The 15,901-nt window shown below is 67.7% G+C and carries 17 protein-coding genes; 11 read left to right on the top strand and 6 right to left on the bottom strand.

Going from position 1 to position 15,901, the window contains the following annotated elements:
- Positions 1 to 64: 64 nt before the first annotated feature.
- From mltA to AC13F7_RS14070, 5 genes are all read left to right on the top strand, one after another.
- A complete protein-coding gene (gene mltA, locus AC13F7_RS14050; RefSeq protein WP_483001456.1) occupies positions 65 to 1,240 on the top strand; it encodes a murein transglycosylase A in 1,176 nt (391 codons plus the stop codon).
- A 91-nt stretch (positions 1,241 to 1,331) separates the two neighbouring features.
- Positions 1,332 to 2,390: a two-component system sensor histidine kinase NtrB gene (locus AC13F7_RS14055; protein WP_483001458.1), complete on the top strand. Its 1,059-nt coding sequence runs from the start codon at positions 1,332 to 1,334 to the stop codon at positions 2,388 to 2,390.
- Entirely contained in the window at positions 2,383 to 3,834 is a 1,452-nt protein-coding gene (gene ntrC, locus AC13F7_RS14060) for a nitrogen regulation protein NR(I) (RefSeq protein WP_483001461.1), read from the top strand. The genes AC13F7_RS14055 and ntrC overlap by 8 nt, the downstream gene beginning before the upstream one ends.
- Positions 3,835 to 3,927: 93 nt before the next feature.
- Positions 3,928 to 4,494 carry a superoxide dismutase family protein gene (locus AC13F7_RS14065; RefSeq protein WP_265309925.1) on the top strand — a complete coding sequence of 189 codons (567 nt, stop codon included), beginning with the start codon at positions 3,928 to 3,930 and terminating at the stop codon, positions 4,492 to 4,494.
- Between the two features lie 53 nt (positions 4,495 to 4,547).
- Positions 4,548 to 5,183, top strand: coding sequence for a superoxide dismutase family protein (locus AC13F7_RS14070; protein WP_123731051.1), 636 nt, complete (start codon positions 4,548 to 4,550; stop codon positions 5,181 to 5,183).
- Positions 5,184 to 5,286: 103 nt separating this feature from the next.
- Here the strand turns inward: AC13F7_RS14070 and AC13F7_RS14075 are convergent, their stop codons facing one another.
- Positions 5,287 to 6,174: a hypothetical protein gene (locus AC13F7_RS14075; protein ID WP_483001469.1), complete on the bottom strand. Its 888-nt coding sequence runs from the start codon at positions 6,172 to 6,174 to the stop codon at positions 5,287 to 5,289.
- A 92-nt stretch (positions 6,175 to 6,266) separates the two neighbouring features.
- On the opposite strand from AC13F7_RS14075, the gene AC13F7_RS14080 reads away from it, so the two are divergent.
- Positions 6,267 to 7,562 carry an acetyl-CoA C-acetyltransferase gene (locus AC13F7_RS14080; RefSeq protein ID WP_483001472.1) on the top strand — a complete coding sequence of 432 codons (1,296 nt, stop codon included), beginning with the start codon at positions 6,267 to 6,269 and terminating at the stop codon, positions 7,560 to 7,562.
- Between the two features lie 114 nt (positions 7,563 to 7,676).
- Here the strand turns inward: AC13F7_RS14080 and AC13F7_RS14085 are convergent, their stop codons facing one another.
- The 3 genes from AC13F7_RS14085 to AC13F7_RS14095 all read right to left on the bottom strand — a co-directional run bounded on the left by AC13F7_RS14085 (position 7,677) and on the right by AC13F7_RS14095 (position 10,974).
- Positions 7,677 to 9,107, bottom strand: a complete 1,431-nt coding sequence (locus tag AC13F7_RS14085) for a heme biosynthesis HemY N-terminal domain-containing protein (RefSeq protein WP_483001475.1) — start codon at positions 9,105 to 9,107, stop codon at positions 7,677 to 7,679.
- A gap of 3 nt (positions 9,108 to 9,110) precedes the next feature.
- The gene (locus AC13F7_RS14090; RefSeq protein ID WP_483001478.1) at positions 9,111 to 10,088 is read right to left on the bottom strand and encodes a uroporphyrinogen-III C-methyltransferase; all 978 of its coding nucleotides are present in this window, start codon (positions 10,086 to 10,088) and stop codon (positions 9,111 to 9,113) included.
- Between the two features lie 109 nt (positions 10,089 to 10,197).
- Positions 10,198 to 10,974: a uroporphyrinogen-III synthase gene (locus AC13F7_RS14095; RefSeq protein WP_483001481.1), complete on the bottom strand. Its 777-nt coding sequence runs from the start codon at positions 10,972 to 10,974 to the stop codon at positions 10,198 to 10,200.
- Positions 10,975 to 11,017: 43 nt separating this feature from the next.
- On the opposite strand from AC13F7_RS14095, the gene AC13F7_RS14100 reads away from it, so the two are divergent.
- The 5 genes from AC13F7_RS14100 to AC13F7_RS14120 all read left to right on the top strand — a co-directional run bounded on the left by AC13F7_RS14100 (position 11,018) and on the right by AC13F7_RS14120 (position 14,133).
- Complete coding sequence (locus AC13F7_RS14100; protein WP_123731206.1) at positions 11,018 to 11,488, top strand: YiiD C-terminal domain-containing protein; 471 nt, start codon at positions 11,018 to 11,020, stop codon at positions 11,486 to 11,488.
- A 30-nt stretch (positions 11,489 to 11,518) separates the two neighbouring features.
- The gene (locus AC13F7_RS14105) at positions 11,519 to 11,953 is read left to right on the top strand and encodes a hypothetical protein (RefSeq protein WP_483001484.1); all 435 of its coding nucleotides are present in this window, start codon (positions 11,519 to 11,521) and stop codon (positions 11,951 to 11,953) included.
- A gap of 78 nt (positions 11,954 to 12,031) precedes the next feature.
- Positions 12,032 to 12,469, top strand: coding sequence for a rhodanese-like domain-containing protein (locus tag AC13F7_RS14110; RefSeq protein ID WP_088434820.1), 438 nt, complete (start codon positions 12,032 to 12,034; stop codon positions 12,467 to 12,469).
- A 105-nt stretch (positions 12,470 to 12,574) separates the two neighbouring features.
- Complete coding sequence (gene secB / locus AC13F7_RS14115) at positions 12,575 to 13,090, top strand: protein-export chaperone SecB (RefSeq protein WP_019184891.1); 516 nt, start codon at positions 12,575 to 12,577, stop codon at positions 13,088 to 13,090.
- Between the two features lie 17 nt (positions 13,091 to 13,107).
- Positions 13,108 to 14,133 (top strand): NAD(P)H-dependent glycerol-3-phosphate dehydrogenase, encoded by a 1,026-nt coding sequence (locus AC13F7_RS14120; protein ID WP_123731059.1) that lies wholly within the window; start codon positions 13,108 to 13,110, stop codon positions 14,131 to 14,133.
- 216 nt (positions 14,134 to 14,349) lie between these two features.
- Here the strand turns inward: AC13F7_RS14120 and AC13F7_RS14125 are convergent, their stop codons facing one another.
- Together AC13F7_RS14125 and AC13F7_RS14130 are read right to left on the bottom strand one after the other, a co-directional pair.
- On the bottom strand, positions 14,350 to 14,922 hold the full coding sequence (locus AC13F7_RS14125; protein WP_483001491.1) for an OmpO family porin: 573 nt from the start codon (positions 14,920 to 14,922) through the stop codon (positions 14,350 to 14,352).
- Between the two features lie 276 nt (positions 14,923 to 15,198).
- Positions 15,199 to 15,837 (bottom strand): response regulator, encoded by a 639-nt coding sequence (locus tag AC13F7_RS14130; RefSeq protein WP_481467823.1) that lies wholly within the window; start codon positions 15,835 to 15,837, stop codon positions 15,199 to 15,201.
- Positions 15,838 to 15,901 lie beyond the last annotated feature (64 nt).

Here is a 15,901-nt window from a genome sequence, read left to right on the forward strand (position 1 = left end):
TTGATCCGCTGCGTGGGCAGCAGCCACTTACAATCAAACGCTTACACCGCACAAACGAGCACCCATGAAGGCCAAGCGCATCACCGCCGCATTCAAGCACGTCGCCTTGACCCTTCTGGGCCTGGCCCTGCTCGCCGCCTGCAGCGTCAGCACGCCCAAGCCCGATGCACCGCCATCGACCACCCCCGGTACCTACGCCAAGGCTAATTGGAAAGCGCTCCCCGCCGTGAGCGACAGCGATCTGCAAGCCGGCTTCGCGGCTTGGCGCAGCGCCTGCCCGCGCCTGAAAAGCGACGCCACCTGGGCGCCCACCTGCGCAGCGGCGGCCAACATCGCCACTACGCCGTCCGCCGTCCGCCAGTTCCTGCAGGCGAATCTGGATGTCTACGCATTGCGCGCCGCCAACAACCGCGCCGACGGCCTGATCACCGGCTACTACGAGCCGATCTATGCCGGCAGCCTCACCCGCACCGCGAAGGCATCGGTACCGGTGTACGGCGTGCCCGACGACATGGTCAGCGTCCAGCTCGACAGCCTTTACCCCGAACTCAAGGGCAAGCGCCTGCGCGGCCGCGGGGAGGGGCGCGTGCTCAAGCCGTATGACGATGCCGCGCGGATCGCCGCGAACGGCGTCAAAGCCCCCGTATTGGCCTGGCTGACCAGCCCGATGGACCTGCAGTTCCTGCAGATCCAGGGATCCGGTCGCGTCCAGCTGGCCGATGGTCGTCAACTGCGGATCGCCTACGCCGACCAGAATGGCCATCCCTACCGCCCGATCGGCCGCTGGCTGGTGGAGCAGGGTGAGTTGAAGCAGGCCGACGTGAGCATGGCCGCCATCCGAGCCTGGGCCGATGCCCATCCCGCACGCGTGCCCGAGCTGCTGGCCAGCAACCCCAGCTATGTGTTCTTCACCCGTGGCCCGGACAGCGATGACGGCCCGCGCGGCTCATTGAACGTGCCGCTGACTGCCGGCTACAGCGTCGCGGTGGACCGCAACGTCGTGCCACTGGGCAGCCTGCTGTGGCTGTCCACCACGCGGCCGGACGGTACCGCGCTGGTGCGCCCGGTCGCCGCGCAGGACACCGGCGGTGCCATCACCGGCGAAGTGCGCGCGGACCTGTTCTGGGGCACTGGCGATGCGGCGGGTGAGCTGGCCGGACACATGAAGCAGAAGGGCACGATCTGGATGCTGTGGCCGAAGGGTGTGGCCTTGCCGAAGGCGACGGACCCCGCCAACTGACGGCGGGTGCACGCTGCCCGCGCGTTTGCCAGCTCTCGGCTGCGCGCAGCACAAGATCAACACGCCTGCCGTTTTGCACTACATTGGTGCAATGACCACCGCACTCCTGCCCCCCGCCCTCGACGCCCTCGGCACTCCGGTCGCCTGGGCCGACGCCAGCGGCCGTGTGGTGGGCTGCAATCCGGCCTTCGCCCGCTGGCTGGGCGTGAGCGTGCGCCGCCTGCTGGGCCAGCCGCTGGCGTCGCTGGAGGCCCAGGGCGACGCCTTGGCCCACTTCCTGGCCAGAGATGAGCGCGACACGCTGCGCCTGCACCGGCTGGCCTTGGCGCTACCGGGCGATGCCCCGCGTTTTGCCGAGGGTTGGCTGAGCCGCTGGGACGAGGGCGGCTGGCTGCTGGAGGCGCATCCGGTCGATGAATTCCCGGGGCTGGACCCCACCCAGGCGCTGCCCAGCGCGCTCAGTGCCGCGCTCAAGGGCCTGGCGCATGAGCTGCGCAACCCGCTGGCGGGATTGAAGGGCGCGGCCCAGCTGTTGGCACGCCGCAACGCACAGCGCGATCCGGACGAGCGTGAGCTGATCGAGCTGATCGGCTCGGAAATCGAACGCCTCAACGGTCTGCTCGAGCAGCTGCTGTCGCCCGCACCGGCCGCGCCGCATGCGTCGCTCAACATCCACGCCTCATTGGAGCGTGTCCTGCGCCTGGCCGAGAGCGAAGGCGGCTGGGCGGTCCGGATCCAGCGCGATTACGACCCCAGCATTCCCGAGTTCGATGGCGATGCGGACCGGCTCACCCAGGCGGTGTGGAACCTGGTCCGCAATGCGATCCAGGCCGGTGCGGGCACCGTCACCCTGCGCACGCGCGTGGAGCACGGCGTGCGCATCACCGATCAACTGCATCCGCTGGCGCTGCGGCTGGAAATCGCCGATGACGGCCGTGGCGTGCCCGAAGACCTGGCAGAGCATCTGTTCCTGCCGCTGGTCAGTGGGCGCGCCGAGGGCACCGGGCTGGGCCTGGCGCTGGCCCAGCAGGTCGCACGCGAGCACCGCGGCACCCTGACCTACCGCTCGCGCCCGGGCCATACCGTATTCACCGTGCTGCTGCCGATCGGGCAGGGCACCCCCGCCGAGGACACTGCCGCCCATGGCTGACCAGGTCGACACCACCGCCCAGCGCGTCTGGGTGGTCGACGATGACCGCGCGGTGCGCTTCGTGCTGTGCACCGCGCTGCGCGAGGCCGGCTACCGCGTCGAAGGCTTCGACGGTGCGGCTGCCGCGTTGGCGATGCTGGCCGAGCAGGCGCCCCCGGACCTGCTGTTCACCGATGTCCGGATGCCCGGCGATGATGGGCTGGTGTTGCTGGACAAGCTCAAGGCGGCGCATCCGCAGCTGCCGGTGATCGTGATGTCGGCCTATACCGATGTGGCGAGCACGGCCGGTGCCTTCCGCGGCGGTGCACAGGAGTTCCTGTCCAAGCCGTTCGATCTGGATGATGCGGTCGCGCTGGCGCAGCGCGTGCTGCCGGCGCCGGATGTCACCCTGGCCGAGCCGAGCGAGACCGCCAGCACGACCCCGCCCGATCAGCGTCCGCAGCTGGTCGGCGATACCCCGGCGATGCGCGCGCTGTTCCGCGCGATCGGCCGCTTGGCGCAGGCGCCGCTGTCGGTGCTGATCAATGGCGAGACCGGCACCGGCAAGGAGCTGGTCGCGCATGCGCTGCACCACGAGTCGCCGCGCGTGCAGGGGCCGTTCGTCGCCCTCAATACCGCGGCCATTCCGTCCGAACTGCTGGAAAGCGAGTTGTTCGGCCACGAGGCGGGCGCGTTCACCGGCGCGCAGCGTCGCCACATCGGCCGCTTCGAGCAGGCCAACGGCGGCACCTTGTTCCTCGATGAAATCGGCGACATGCCGTTGCCGTTGCAGACGCGCCTGCTGCGCGTGCTGGCCGAGGGTGAGTTCTTCCGCGTGGGCGGGCGTGAGCTGATCCGCGTTGATGTGCGTGTGATCGCTGCGACCCATCAGGATCTGGAAACGCTGGTCGCGCAGGGGCGCTTCCGCGCCGATCTGCTGCATAGGTTGGATGTCGTGCGGCTGCGCCTGCCACCGCTGCGTGAGCGTCGTGATGATGTCGCGCAGCTGGCCGAAACCTTCCTTGTTGCGGCCGCGCATAAACTCGATACACCGCCCAAGCGGCTGACCGCAGCAGCACTGCAGGCGCTGCGCGAACACGATTGGCCCGGCAACGTACGTGAGCTGGAGAACGTGTGCTGGCGCATGGCGGCGCTGGCCGCGGCCGACAGCATCGGCGTGGCCGATGTGGACAGCGCACTGCACCGCGGTGCCGGCGCAGCGCGCTCGCGCAGTGCCGGCGATCCGGGGCAGTGGGAAACGCTGCTTTCGGCATGGGCGCGCCAGCGTCTGGCCGAAGGGGCTGAAGGTCTGCACGCGCAGGTGCGCGACCGGGTCGACCAGGCGCTGCTCGAAGCGGCCCTGCAGATCACCCATGGCCGCCGTGCCGAGGCCGCCGCGCGGCTGGGCATGGGCCGCAACACCCTCACCCGCAAGCTCGGCGCCGGCCGCCGTCGCGGCGGATGAACCGCATGTCCACACCGCGTGTGCGCGATGTCCGGGCCGCTTTCATGGCCCGTGGACGAGCACACGGTTAGTTTGCAACCAAGGAGTCTTCCCATGCGCAGTTCCCAAGTCGTCCTCGCTGCGGTGATCGCGGTCGGTCTGGCCGCCTGCGGCACCACACCGCCGCCGCGCCCCGTCGCCCCCGTCGTACCGGTGGTCAGCACCGCGCAGATGGCCGAATCCAATCTGTCGCCGGCCTCGGCCAGTCTGGTCAGTGGACGCCTGGCGCTGGTGCCGGACGCCCGTGGCGTGCACATCACCGGTGTCATCGGTGGCCTGCAGCCGCTGCAGGTGGCCGGGTTCCATGTGCATGAGCGCGGCGACTGCAGTGCGGTCGATGCCAGCAGCGCCGGTGCGCATTTCAATCCTGCCGGCCAGCCGCATGGCCGCAACAGTGCCGGTACGCATCACGTCGGTGACATGGACAACCTGCGCGCCGATGCGCAGGGCCGCGTCAACGTCGACATCCGCCTGCCAGCGGTTACCCTTGGCGGCGGCGCAGCCACCGATATCGCCGGACGTGCCCTGATCGTGCACGCCAACGCCGACGATTACCGCAGCCAGCCGGCCGGCAACGCCGGCGCCCGAATTGCCTGCGGCGTCATCCGGGTCGTGCGCTGATCGCGCAGTCCTTCGACGTCGTTTCTTCCAACGCTACCCGCAAGGAGATCCACATGCGCCTGATCCACACCACGCTGTTCGCTGCCATCGCCGCGCTCGGCCTGACCGCCTGCAACAAGCCGGCCGACACCACCCCGGAAGCCACTCCGGCTGCCGAAGCCACGGCGTCCCAGCCGACGGCTGAAACGACCCCTGAGGCTCCGCCGGCAATGACCAGCGAAGCCCATGCCAACCACACTGCCATTGCCGATCTCGCTGCCACCCAGGGCAACGACGTCAAGGGCAACGTGACCTTCAGCGTCGTTGACGGCAAGGTCCACGTAAAAGGCCAGGTCAGCGGCCTCAAGCCGAACAGCGAGCACGGCTTCCACATTCATGAGAAGGGCGACTGCAGTGCGCCGGACGGCGCCAGCGCTGGCGGCCACTTCAATCCGGGCCAGCAGGACCACGGCAACGTGGCCAGCGAACCGCATCACGGCGGCGACATGCCCAACATCAAGGCTGATGCCCAGGGCAACGCCGTGGTCGACGCCCCGGTCTCGACCAACGTCAACATCGGCAAGGGCGATGGCTTCGACATCATCGGCCGCGGCCTGATCGTCCATGCCGACGCGGATGACTACAAGACCCAGCCGACCGGCAATGCCGGTGCACGCCTGGCGTGCGCGGTGATCAAAGCGGCCCCGTAATCCAGGCCGTGTGTGACGAAAAACGCCGGCATTCGCCGGCGTTTTTTTTTGAATAACGGGGACGGAGGTAGTTAAGCCTGCGGCTTAACTACCTCCGTCCCTCTTAACGCGCCAGCAGTTCGCGCGCGTCCTGTCCGGCCTCGCAGTGCACGAACAGCACCGGCAGGCCGTGCGCTTCGAGCACCGCGGCCATCTGCCGCTGGCGGATCAGGTACTGATCGTAGATGCCCTGCAGGCGATCGCAGTCGCCGGTGCCGTGGTTGTAGTACGCACACCAGCCGGCGGGGTCGAACAGCGCCATACGCACTTCGCCATCAGCGTATCGAAGCAGCGGCTCCGGCGCGGCATCCAGCCACTCTTCCACGTGCGGTGCCATCAGCGCGGTTTCGATCAGCGGCCACAGAATCGCCAGGCCCTGGTTGTCGTACTGCATCGACATCATCGCGGCGAGGTCATTCACCGTGAAATAGCGGGCGTGCTCGATCTGCGCGCCGAAGGCGTTCTGCGCCTGCAGCGCGGTATCGGCCTGCGCCATGCCCTGGGCCAGCAGCACCTCTTCCAGTGCTTCGGCCACGGCCTGGGTCTGGACGACTTCGGTGCCGGTCAGCAGGAACGGGACGACCCGCAGGCCGCCGCCGGTCAGGCTGGCATCGGCCTGGAACGGCAGCGGGACATCGCCGTCGGCGCCGGCACCAAAGGCCAGCACGCGCGGGCCCTGGTTGCGGCCCGGGGCGCGCATCTGCAGTTCTTCCAGGCGCCGGTGCACCGGCCAGCCCGGGCGCAGGATCTCGGCCGGATCGAAATGGGCGCCGGCGAACACGAAGTCCAGCCCGCTGACGCCGGGCACCAGCTTGGCCAGATCGCGCCCAACGCGTTCGGCCAGTTCACCAGCCTGTTCATAGGACAGCGCGGCATGGCGCGGGGCGTCGCCGCCGGCCAGTTCCAATGCCAGTACGCCAATGGCATTCATGCCGTGGTCGGGTTTGCTCATGGTTTCACGGTTGGCCCATCACAGGGCGGCAGCTACACTTGGGACCATTATGCCTGCTCCTTCGTGCAGGCCATGTTGCAGACACCCCTCCCATGCCAGGTATCTCCATGCCCAACGCCCGTCCCGTCGCCATCCTCGGCGGCGTCCGCATTCCGTTCTGTCGCCAGAACACGGCTTATTCGGACGTCGGCAACCTCGGTATGTCGGTGCGCACACTCGGTGCGCTGGTCGAACGCTTCGGCCTGCACGGCCAGCAGTTGGGCGAAGTGGCGATGGGCGCGGTGATCAAGCACTCCAGCGACTGGAACCTCGGCCGCGAAGCCACGCTGTCCTCGGGCCTGTCCCCGCTGACCCCGGGCATCACGATGCAGCGCGCCTGCGGCACCTCGCTGGACACGATCATCGCGGTGGCCAACAAGATCGCGCTGGGCCAGATCGACTCGGGCATCGGCGGCGGCTCGGATACCACCTCCGATGTGCCGATCGTGTACGGCAAGAAGCTGCGTGCACGCCTGCTCGCGGCCAACCGGGCCAAGAGCACCGGCGACAAGCTCAAGGCACTGACCCGCGGCTTCAAGCTGAGCGAACTCAAGCCGGAGTTCCCCGGCGTGGCCGAGCCGCGCACCGGCAAGAGCATGGGCGACCACTGCGAAGACATGGCCAAGGAGTGGAACATCTCCCGCGACTCGCAGGACGAGTGGGCAGTGTCCTCGCACAAGAAGCTGGCCGCCGCCTATGAGCGCGGCTTCTTCACCGATCTGATCGCGCCGTTCCGTGGCGTGGAGCGCGACAACATCCTGCGCGCCGATACCTCGCTGGAAAAGCTGGCCACGCTGAAGCCGGCGTTCGACAAGGTCTCCGGCCGCGGCACGCTCACCGCTGCCAACTCCACCCCGCTCACCGATGGTGCTTCGGCGGTGCTGCTGGCCAGCGAAGAATGGGCGCGCGCGCACGGCCACGAGCCGCTGTCGTACCTGCGTGATTCGCAGGTGGCGGCCGTTGATTTCGTGCACGGCGAAGGCCTGCTGATGGCACCGACCATCGCCGTGCCGGAGATGCTCAAGCGCAACGGCCTGACCCTGCAGGATTTCGACATCTACGAGATCCATGAAGCCTTCGCCGCCCAGGTGCTGTGCACGCTGCGCGCGTGGGAAAGTGAAGATTACTGCCGCAACCGCCTCGGCCTGGATGCGCCGCTGGGCAAGATCGACCCGGCCAAGATCAATCCGCTGGGTTCCTCGCTGGCCACCGGCCATCCGTTCGCCGCCACCGGCGCCCGCGTGATCGCCACGGCGGCCAAGCAGCTGGCCGAACGCGGCGGTGGCCGCGCGCTGGTCTCGATCTGCACCGCCGGCGGCATGGGCGTGGTGGCGATCGTAGAGCGCTGATCGCCCCTGCGCTGCATTTAACGAAGAAGGCCGCCCAAGGGCGGCCTTCTTTTTTTGCATGTGGCGGAGGTGTACACCATCCCGCTCTGGTAGTGCCGGCCGCTGGCCGGCTCCTCAAACCCTCTCCGGGACTCCGCAATGCCGGCCAGCGGCCGGCACTACCGGGTGCCCCGCAGCCCAATACGGCACGGGCGGATTACAGAACTCGTCGCGTTCCACGTGCAGGCGGTCTTCTTCGACGTGCAGGCGACCCTGTTCCACATGCAGGCGATCCTGCACCGGGGCCGGTTCGCCCATCAGCGATTGCTCTTCGACGGTGGCGCGCTCGGGCACGATCGGATCCAGCGGAGTGGTGGCCGATGCACGGGCCAGCGCCACGCTGTCATCGCCACGCTGCTGGCGCAGGGCATTGGCGAAGCACTGCGAGGCCAGTGCGGTCTCGCCGCTATCCAGGAACACCTCGCCCAAGGCTTCCCACGCGGCCGGGCCGGCGCCGGCCGCAATCGCGCGGTGCAGATAGTCCTCGGCCAGGGTGTGCTGGCGCTGACGCGCGGCAATGCGACCCAGCGCCAGCAGCAATGCAGGGCTGGAAGGCTGCGTGGTCAACCAGCGCTGCAGGTTGGCTTGGCGCGTGGCCAGCTTTTCGACCGGCATCTGGCCGTAGAGCGTCACCACCGATTCGTCCCAACGCGTGTCCAGTGCCTGCTCGAGGTTGAGCAGGGCCGGTTCGTCCCAGTCCAGTGCAACCGCACGAAGTGCATAGGCGGAGACAACATCCGGATCGCTGCGCAGGGCCTTCGGGGTGGCTTCCCACTGGGCCGCCAGTGCATTGACGTCGGCCGCCTCCAGCAGCGACTGCGCGGCCAGGCGGATTTCCAGCTCGGCCACGGCGGCATCCGGCAGAACCTTCTGCTTGCGCAGCGCGCCCAGCTGGCCATAGGCCTCATGCGCGCGATCGGCACGGGCCAGCGCTTCGGTACGCAGCCACAGGCCGCGCGGCGGCAGTGGCTGGATCGCGGCAACGTCCAGCACATTGATCGCATCGACCGGACGTTCCTGTGCCAGCAGACGCTCGGCCAGCAGCAGGGCATGGCTGGTGGCATCTTCGGTGGCCAGGCGCTGCAGGTACTGATTGACCGCTGCATCGTCGTCACGCGCCTGCGCACTGCGCACCGCGGTCACCATGGCAACCGCACTCACTTCCTTGTCTTCAGCGGCGCTGGTCAGCAGCTTTTCCGCACGCTGCCAGTGGCCGTGTTCATGGGCCTGCAGGCCTTCGGTGAGGCGCGCGCGGCCCTGCTTGCGGCGATAGCGGCCCCACGCACGGAATGGCGAGGCCAACAGGCTCCACAGCAGCCACAGCACCAGCAGCCCGACCAGCGCCATCAGCGCGACCTGGGGCACGGTGGAGCGGTAGTCGGTGCCACCATAGCGATAGATCACTTCACCAAACTGGCGCAGCTGTTCGGTGCCGAGCCATTGCGAGGCGATTACGCCCAGGGCCACGGCCAGCAGCAGAACCACTAGAGATTGAAACGGCTTCATCGATTAACTCCCAGTACGCATCGTGCGCAGTTGCTGCAGGGTGCTGCCCAGTTCGGGCAACGATGGACGCAGCTCACGGGCGCGTAGTCGGTGCAGTTCAGCACGACGCTCGCGCAGAGCAGGTGAATCCGGCCACAGCCGCGGCAGCCACAGCGCCACCCGATCCAGCGCCTGGGCGTAGCCGGCCTGGTCGCCGCGTTCCACGGCGGCGCGCGCCAGGGTCAGCTCCAGCTGCAGCGAATCCCACGCAGCCACACGCTCGGCCTCGGTCAAGGGGCCCTGCAGGCGGGTGGGGGTGATAGTCACGAACGGGGCCAGTACCTGGTGCCACCACGGCGTCACCGCCGTCGCGTCGACCGGTGCGTCGATCTGCTCGGGCAGCCCGGTCAACGCCGCGGCGAACTGTGCCAGCGCAGCCTGTGCCTGGGCGCGTGCGCCCGGGCCGAGCGCATCCACGGCGTTGCGCTCCTGCATCAGCGCCTGCCGCAGGTTCAGATACTCACTACCCTGCACGTCGTCCAGCGAGGTCGCCGCCAACGCGTACAAGCGCTTGGCTCCTTCCACGTCATCGGCATAGGCCAGCCGCTGCCCGGCCTGGCTCAGCAGCAGCTCGGCCTCTTCCAACTGCAGCGCCTGCGCGCCATGGCGGGTGCTGTCTGCCAACTTGGCCAGATTCTCTTCCAGCAGCGCATTGCGTTGACTCAGGCCCAGCATTTCATCGCGCAGCACGCGGTTGGTCGCGGCGGCGTCCTGCACGCGCTGGGAGGTGGAGCGCTGGTCGCGGCGCAGCGCTTCAACGCTGTCCAGCAGGCCCTGCATCTGGAGTTGGGCATTCTCGGCGCGCAGCTGCTCCTGCGCCTGTCGCGATTGCCATTGCATCCAGCCCCAGGCACCGGCCCCGACCAACACGGCCAGCGCCGCGATCGGCACGATCCAGCGCAGGGGGCGGCTCGAAGAGGGGGGTGAATCAGCGTCGTTCATACAGGCATCCTTGTCGCGCGCGCCGGGCAGTCCGCTTGGCTGGCGAGCGACGTGGCGCACAGCATCGCCTGCCGCCCGAGCCCCCTGCAAGGCCGCAGGCCTTCCCTGTTCAGGAAGATGCGGGGTGCATGAGCGCGGCGTGTGCAGCACGCACCAGTTGAGCCGGCAGTGGACCCGCAGCCAAGGTCACGTTGGCGAAGCCGGCGGCGAGTGCCTGGGCCACCAGGCGCTCGCTGGCAGCGGCCACAGTCGCGGTGCGCAGGCGGGCCTGCAGATCCGCAGGAAGCTGCGCCAACAGCAGCGACAAGGCCTCGCCGCTGCTGAGTGCCACCGCCCAAGGCGCCGTCGCCTGACGCAGCCGTTGCAGCGTGCGCGGTGCCAACGGCAGTGGCAGGCGCACATACACGTTGGCCCGCAGCAGCTGGGCGCCGCGTTGCTGGAGGGTGTCGGCGATCACGCCACGACCGCCGGGTGCCGTCACCAGCCCGGCACGCAGGCCGCGCAGGTCCGCCAGCGCGGGCAGCGCCAGCAGACCTTCGCTGTCCATCCGCCCCGGGGCAAGCACATCACGGGCGCCCTGCTGCGCCAGGGCGGCAGCCGTCCCTGCGCCGACCGCCAGCCACTGGCCGGCGTGCGGGGCATCCAGGGGGGCCAACCGCGCGGCGGCATGGACGGCGGCCGGGCTGCTGAAGACGACCCGCTCGGCCGCCAGCGCAGCGGCGAGGTCGGCGCAGGTGGCCGCATCCCTGCGCGCCCGCAGCGCCCACGGTGACAGCGCGATGACGGTGGCGCCGGTGCCCTTGGCCGCACGCCGCACAGGCGCATGCTGGCCACGCGGGCGCAGCGAGATCAGGGTCCAGGGCGCGACTTTCGTTTCGGTGTTCATTGCGGGCATTATGCGAGCCCTTCGATGTGACGTGATCAGCCAGATGTCCGCAACCGATTCCCTGCCGGCGCAGTTGTCCGCGCTGCAGCATGTCCTGGATACCATGCCGCCGGTGGCGGCCATGCAGATCCGGGTCCACGACTATCGCGACGGCGTCCTGCATATTCGCGCCCCGCTGGCGGCCAACGTCAACGACAAGGGCAATGCGTTCGGCGGCAGCCTCGCCTCGGCGCTGACCCTGTCTGGTTGGGCGCTGGTGACCCTGCGCCTGCGTCTGGCCGGGTTCGATGCGGATGTCTACGTGGCCGACAGCCACATCCGCTACCTGGCCCCGGTTTATGGCGACCTGGATGCGCAGGCCCAGGCCGACGCGGAGGTCGATTGGGACAGCTTCCTGGCCACCTTCGCCCAGCGTGGCAAGGCCCGCATCAGCCTCACCGCCCGCCAGCCGGGCGAGGGCGATAAGGCCGCCGCAGAGCTGAGCGGGCGCTTCGTGGCGTTCGCCAGGCGGTAGGATGGGCGCCTTGCCTAGTGGGGAATTCGCATGCGCCGTACGCTCCAGATCCTGCTGATCGCCTTGTTCGCGCTGACCAGCGTGACCGCGCTCGCCGCCGAGCAGAAGACCACCAGGAAGCAGCGCAAGGCGCTGGAGGAAACCCAGATCAAGTACGACGCCACGATGCGCTGGGGCAGCGTCGAGGACGCTTTGCCGTACCTGGATCCGGAATACACCAAGGTTCACCCGCTGAGCGACCTGGAGCTGCGCCGCTTTGAGCAGGTGAAAATCTCCAGCTATCGCGCCAGCGACAACGTGCCCATGCCCGACGGCCGGGTGGGGCGCACGGCCGAGGTGCGGGTGATCAACAACAACACCCAGGCAGAGCGGACGGTGCGGGTGCGGGAGATCTGGCGCTGGGACGCCGAGGACAAGCGCTGGCTCCAGGCCAACGGGCTGCCGGACCTCTGGCAGGACCGCTGAGGCCCGCCCGCACGGGGCTGGACGCCGATTCGCCCGCATGTGCGACAATCGGCGCCCGCTTATCGACCCGTGATCTTAGTGAATTACGAAGAGTTGCTGGCCTTTGCCGGCCGAAACCCGATGTTGTCGATGGCCCTGGTCGGCCTGACCGTGGCCATCATCGTGACCGAAGTCCGCCGACTGTTCCGCGGCTTCAAGTCGCTCAAGCCGGCTGAACTGACCCAGCTGATGAATGCCGGTGGCGCCATCGTGGTCGATCTGTCCTCGAGCAGCGATTTCGAGAAGGGCCATATCGCCGGCAGCCGCAACGTGCAGCCAAGCCAGTTCGGTCCGGAGCACAAGCTGGTCGCCAAGGCCCAGCAGAGCCCCGTCGTTCTGGTGTGCCGTACCGGCAATGCCTCCGAGACCGCTGCCAAGGCGCTGAAGAAGGCCGGTTTCACACAGGTCAACGTGCTCGACGGGGGTATCCCGGCGTGGCAGCAGGCCGAGTTGCCGCTGGTCAAGGGCCGCAACTGATCCGCCTCGGATTGCAGCGCACGCCTTGTGCGGGGCGCACAGCGCCCCCATCGCAGGGCATGTAACAATCCGTTTTTACAGCATTCATTTTTGGAGCAACAGGAAATGTCCGAAGAGAACACCAACGGCGCGGTCGCGCCGGTCGACGCCGCCACCGGTCCCTCGTTCACCGTCGAGAAGATCTACGTCAAGGACGTTTCGTTCGAATCGCCGAACGCTCCGGCCGTCTTCAATGACGCCGTGCAGCCGGAACTGCAGCTCAACCTGAACCAGCGCGTGCAGCGTCTGGGCGAGAGCGCCTTCGAAGTCGTGCTGGCTGTGACCCTGACCTGCAAGGCCGGCGAGAAGACCGCCTACGTGGCCGAAGTGCAGCAGGCTGGCGTGTTCGGCCTGGTCGGCCTGGACCCGCAGTCGATCGACGTGCTGCTCGGCACCCAGTGCCCGAACATCCTGTTCCCGTACGTGCGTTCGCTGGTGAGCGAACTGATCCAGGCTGGCGGCTTCCCGCCGTTCTTCCTGCAGCCGATCAACTTCGAAGGCCTGTACGCCGAAACCCTGCGCCAGCGTCAGGAACAGGGCGAGACCTCGCTCGCTGATTCCGAGCCGGCCGGCAACGCCTGATCGGCGCTGCAGTACGGATGAGCAACCACGCAGACAAAATCGCGGTTCTCGGCGCCGGCTCGTGGGGCACCGCCCTGGCGAGCCTGCTCGCGCGGCACGGTCATCCGACCGTGTTGTGGGGGCGCGATGCGGCGATGGTCGAGGCCATCGACCAGCGCCACGAGAACACCCGTTATCTGCCGGGCATTCCGCTGCCCGAGTCGCTGCGCGCGACCACCGATCTGGCCGCTGCCGTCAAGGACGCTGCCTGGATCCTGGTGGTGGTGCCCTCGCACGCCTTCGGTGAAACCGTGCGTGCGCTGGCGCCACTACGGCCGGCCGAGGCCGGCGTGGCGTGGGCGACCAAGGGCTTCGAACCCGGCTCCGGTCGGTTCCTGCACGAAGTGGCGCGTGAGGTCCTCGGGCCGGACGTGCCGCTGGCGGTAGTGACCGGTCCGTCGTTCGCCAAGGAAGTCACCCAGGGCCTGCCGACCGCGATCACCGTGCACGGTGACGCGCCGGACTTCGCCCAGCAGGTGGCCGATGCGATGCACGGTCCGGCGTTCCGCGCCTACACCGGCGATGACATGGTCGGTGCCGAGCTCGGCGGTGCGATGAAGAACGTGCTGGCCGTGGCCACCGGCGTTGCCGATGGCATGCAGCTGGGCCTCAACGCCCGTGCCGGGCTGATCACCCGTGGCCTCAACGAAATGCTGCGGCTGGCCGCGGCGATCGGTGCCAAGCCGGAGACCCTGATGGGGTTGGCCGGTCTGGGTGATCTGGTGCTGACCTGCACCGGCGATCTTTCGCGCAACCGGCGCCTGGGCCTGGCCCTGGGCCGTGGCCAGACGTTGACCGACGCGGTCCGTGAGATCGGCCAGGTGGTGGAATCGGTGCAGACCGCCGATGAAGTGATGCGCCAGGCGCGCCGTCATGGGATCGACCTGCCCATCTCCGACCGCGTGCGCGCGGTCCTGCACGGTGAGCAGACACCCGAAGAAGGATTGCGTGCGCTGTTGGCACGCGAGCAGAAGCCGGAGTATCCGGACACGCTGTTCAAGTGATGCACGAAAAACCCCGGCAAGCGCCGGGGTTTTTTTTTGGCGCAGTCTCCGCCAGAACGAAACAACCCGGCACAGGGCCGGGTTGTTTCGTGGCGTACCGACGAGGGTGTCGCCAGGTGCTGCAGATAAGTGAAGCCCGGCGTGAGCCGGGCTTCATGGCGCAGGGGAGAGAGACCGCGCCATCCAACAACGTACCGCGGTAGTGCGTAAAGCGTATTACCAGGTGAAGCGCGGACCGACGAACCATTCCTTGTCGCCGCCCTTGGCCAGCTTCACTTCGCCGGCCAGGCCCCAGTTCTGGTTGAGCTTGGCCTGGGCGCCGACACGGCCGTAGAACTCGCCGTCCGGATTGACGCCGTGCTTCTTGCTGTAATCCTCGTAACCGGCCATCACGTAGCCTTCGAAGTTCGGGGTGAACGCGCTGCGCACGCCGACTTCGGTCGAGTAACCGTTGAAGTCCAGGCCGCGCTTCGGATCGAACTTCTGGTAAGCAACGCGGGCCACCAGATCGGTGGTCGGGGCGATGCCGTAGTTGTAGCCGACACCGACCTTCCACTGGTCCACATCGTTGCTGCCGCGCTTGGTTTCCTGCGCGTTGTAGTCACCGAAGATGTGGAAGTTCGGCGCCACGGCGACCGAGCCCTTCACCGCCCAGCCATCAGCGTCGCCGCCCTTGGCATCGGTGTTCACGTAGCCGCCTTCAACATAGTTGTACGACAGACCGTCGGTTGCCGACGCAGCGAACGGCAGTGCAGCGAGCAGACCCAGAGCAAGCAGGGAAGTCTTCATTTTCGGGGACACCTTTTTATTTTTTGGTTTTGTCCGCCAGCAGTGGAGGGGGAAATCGCTGCTGGCGACAGGTGTGAATTATCCGTTAGTCACCCGAATTAGCCCTGAATATCAGACTGAGCAGTACATAAATGCAGCCGCATGACAGGGAACTCTTTGTGTGCGATCTGTTAGGTACGCGCGCAACACATCACGCACGACGGATCGCCATCGCGATGACGGTGCATCGCGCGTGCATCGAAGCGTGTAGGGGTGCCGTCCGCAGGACGGCGGCGATCAGCGTTCGCCGTCGCGCAGGTAATCGAACAGCTCGGCGTCGCCCTTGAGACCGAGCTTCAGCATCGCGTCGCCCTTCTGGCGGCTGATGGTACTCACGCTCTTGTGCAGATGGAGGGCGATCTCCTTGACCGTCATGCCACTGCCCAGCAGACGCAGCACTTCCAGTTCGCGTGGCGAGAGCGGTTTGGCTTCGCCTTCCTCCACGCTGTTCGTGCCGATCGCGTCAATGCGCTCTTTCAGCGTGAGGCTGACGTAGGGCACGCCGCGCTGCACGGTCTGGATCGCCAGCGGCAACTCGTCCATCGACGAGGTCTTGTCGACCAGGCCCAGCACGCCGGTGGCCACCACCAGGCGCAGGATGGCCAGGTTGTTGGAGACGCTGAGCATCAGCACCGGCAGCTCAGGGAAACGCCGGCGGATCATGGCGATCATCGCAAAGCCGTCGGCCTGCTGGCCGCCCGGCATGGAGTAATCGGTAACCAGGACATCGCAGGGGTGATCGGACAGCGCGGCCATCAGTTCGGCAACGCTGCTGGCCTCGGCCACGACCTGGCCAATGCCGCTGGATTCGATCACGGCCTTCGTGCCGATCCGTACGACCGGATGGTCATCGGCAATGATAATGCGCAGGGTCATGGACTAGTATTGCCTGTAAGGCAGCCGTCGGGCCGTGCCGGGATGGGGATATCATTCTACGGAG

The organism is Stenotrophomonas sp. K-6, assembly GCF_056861555.1.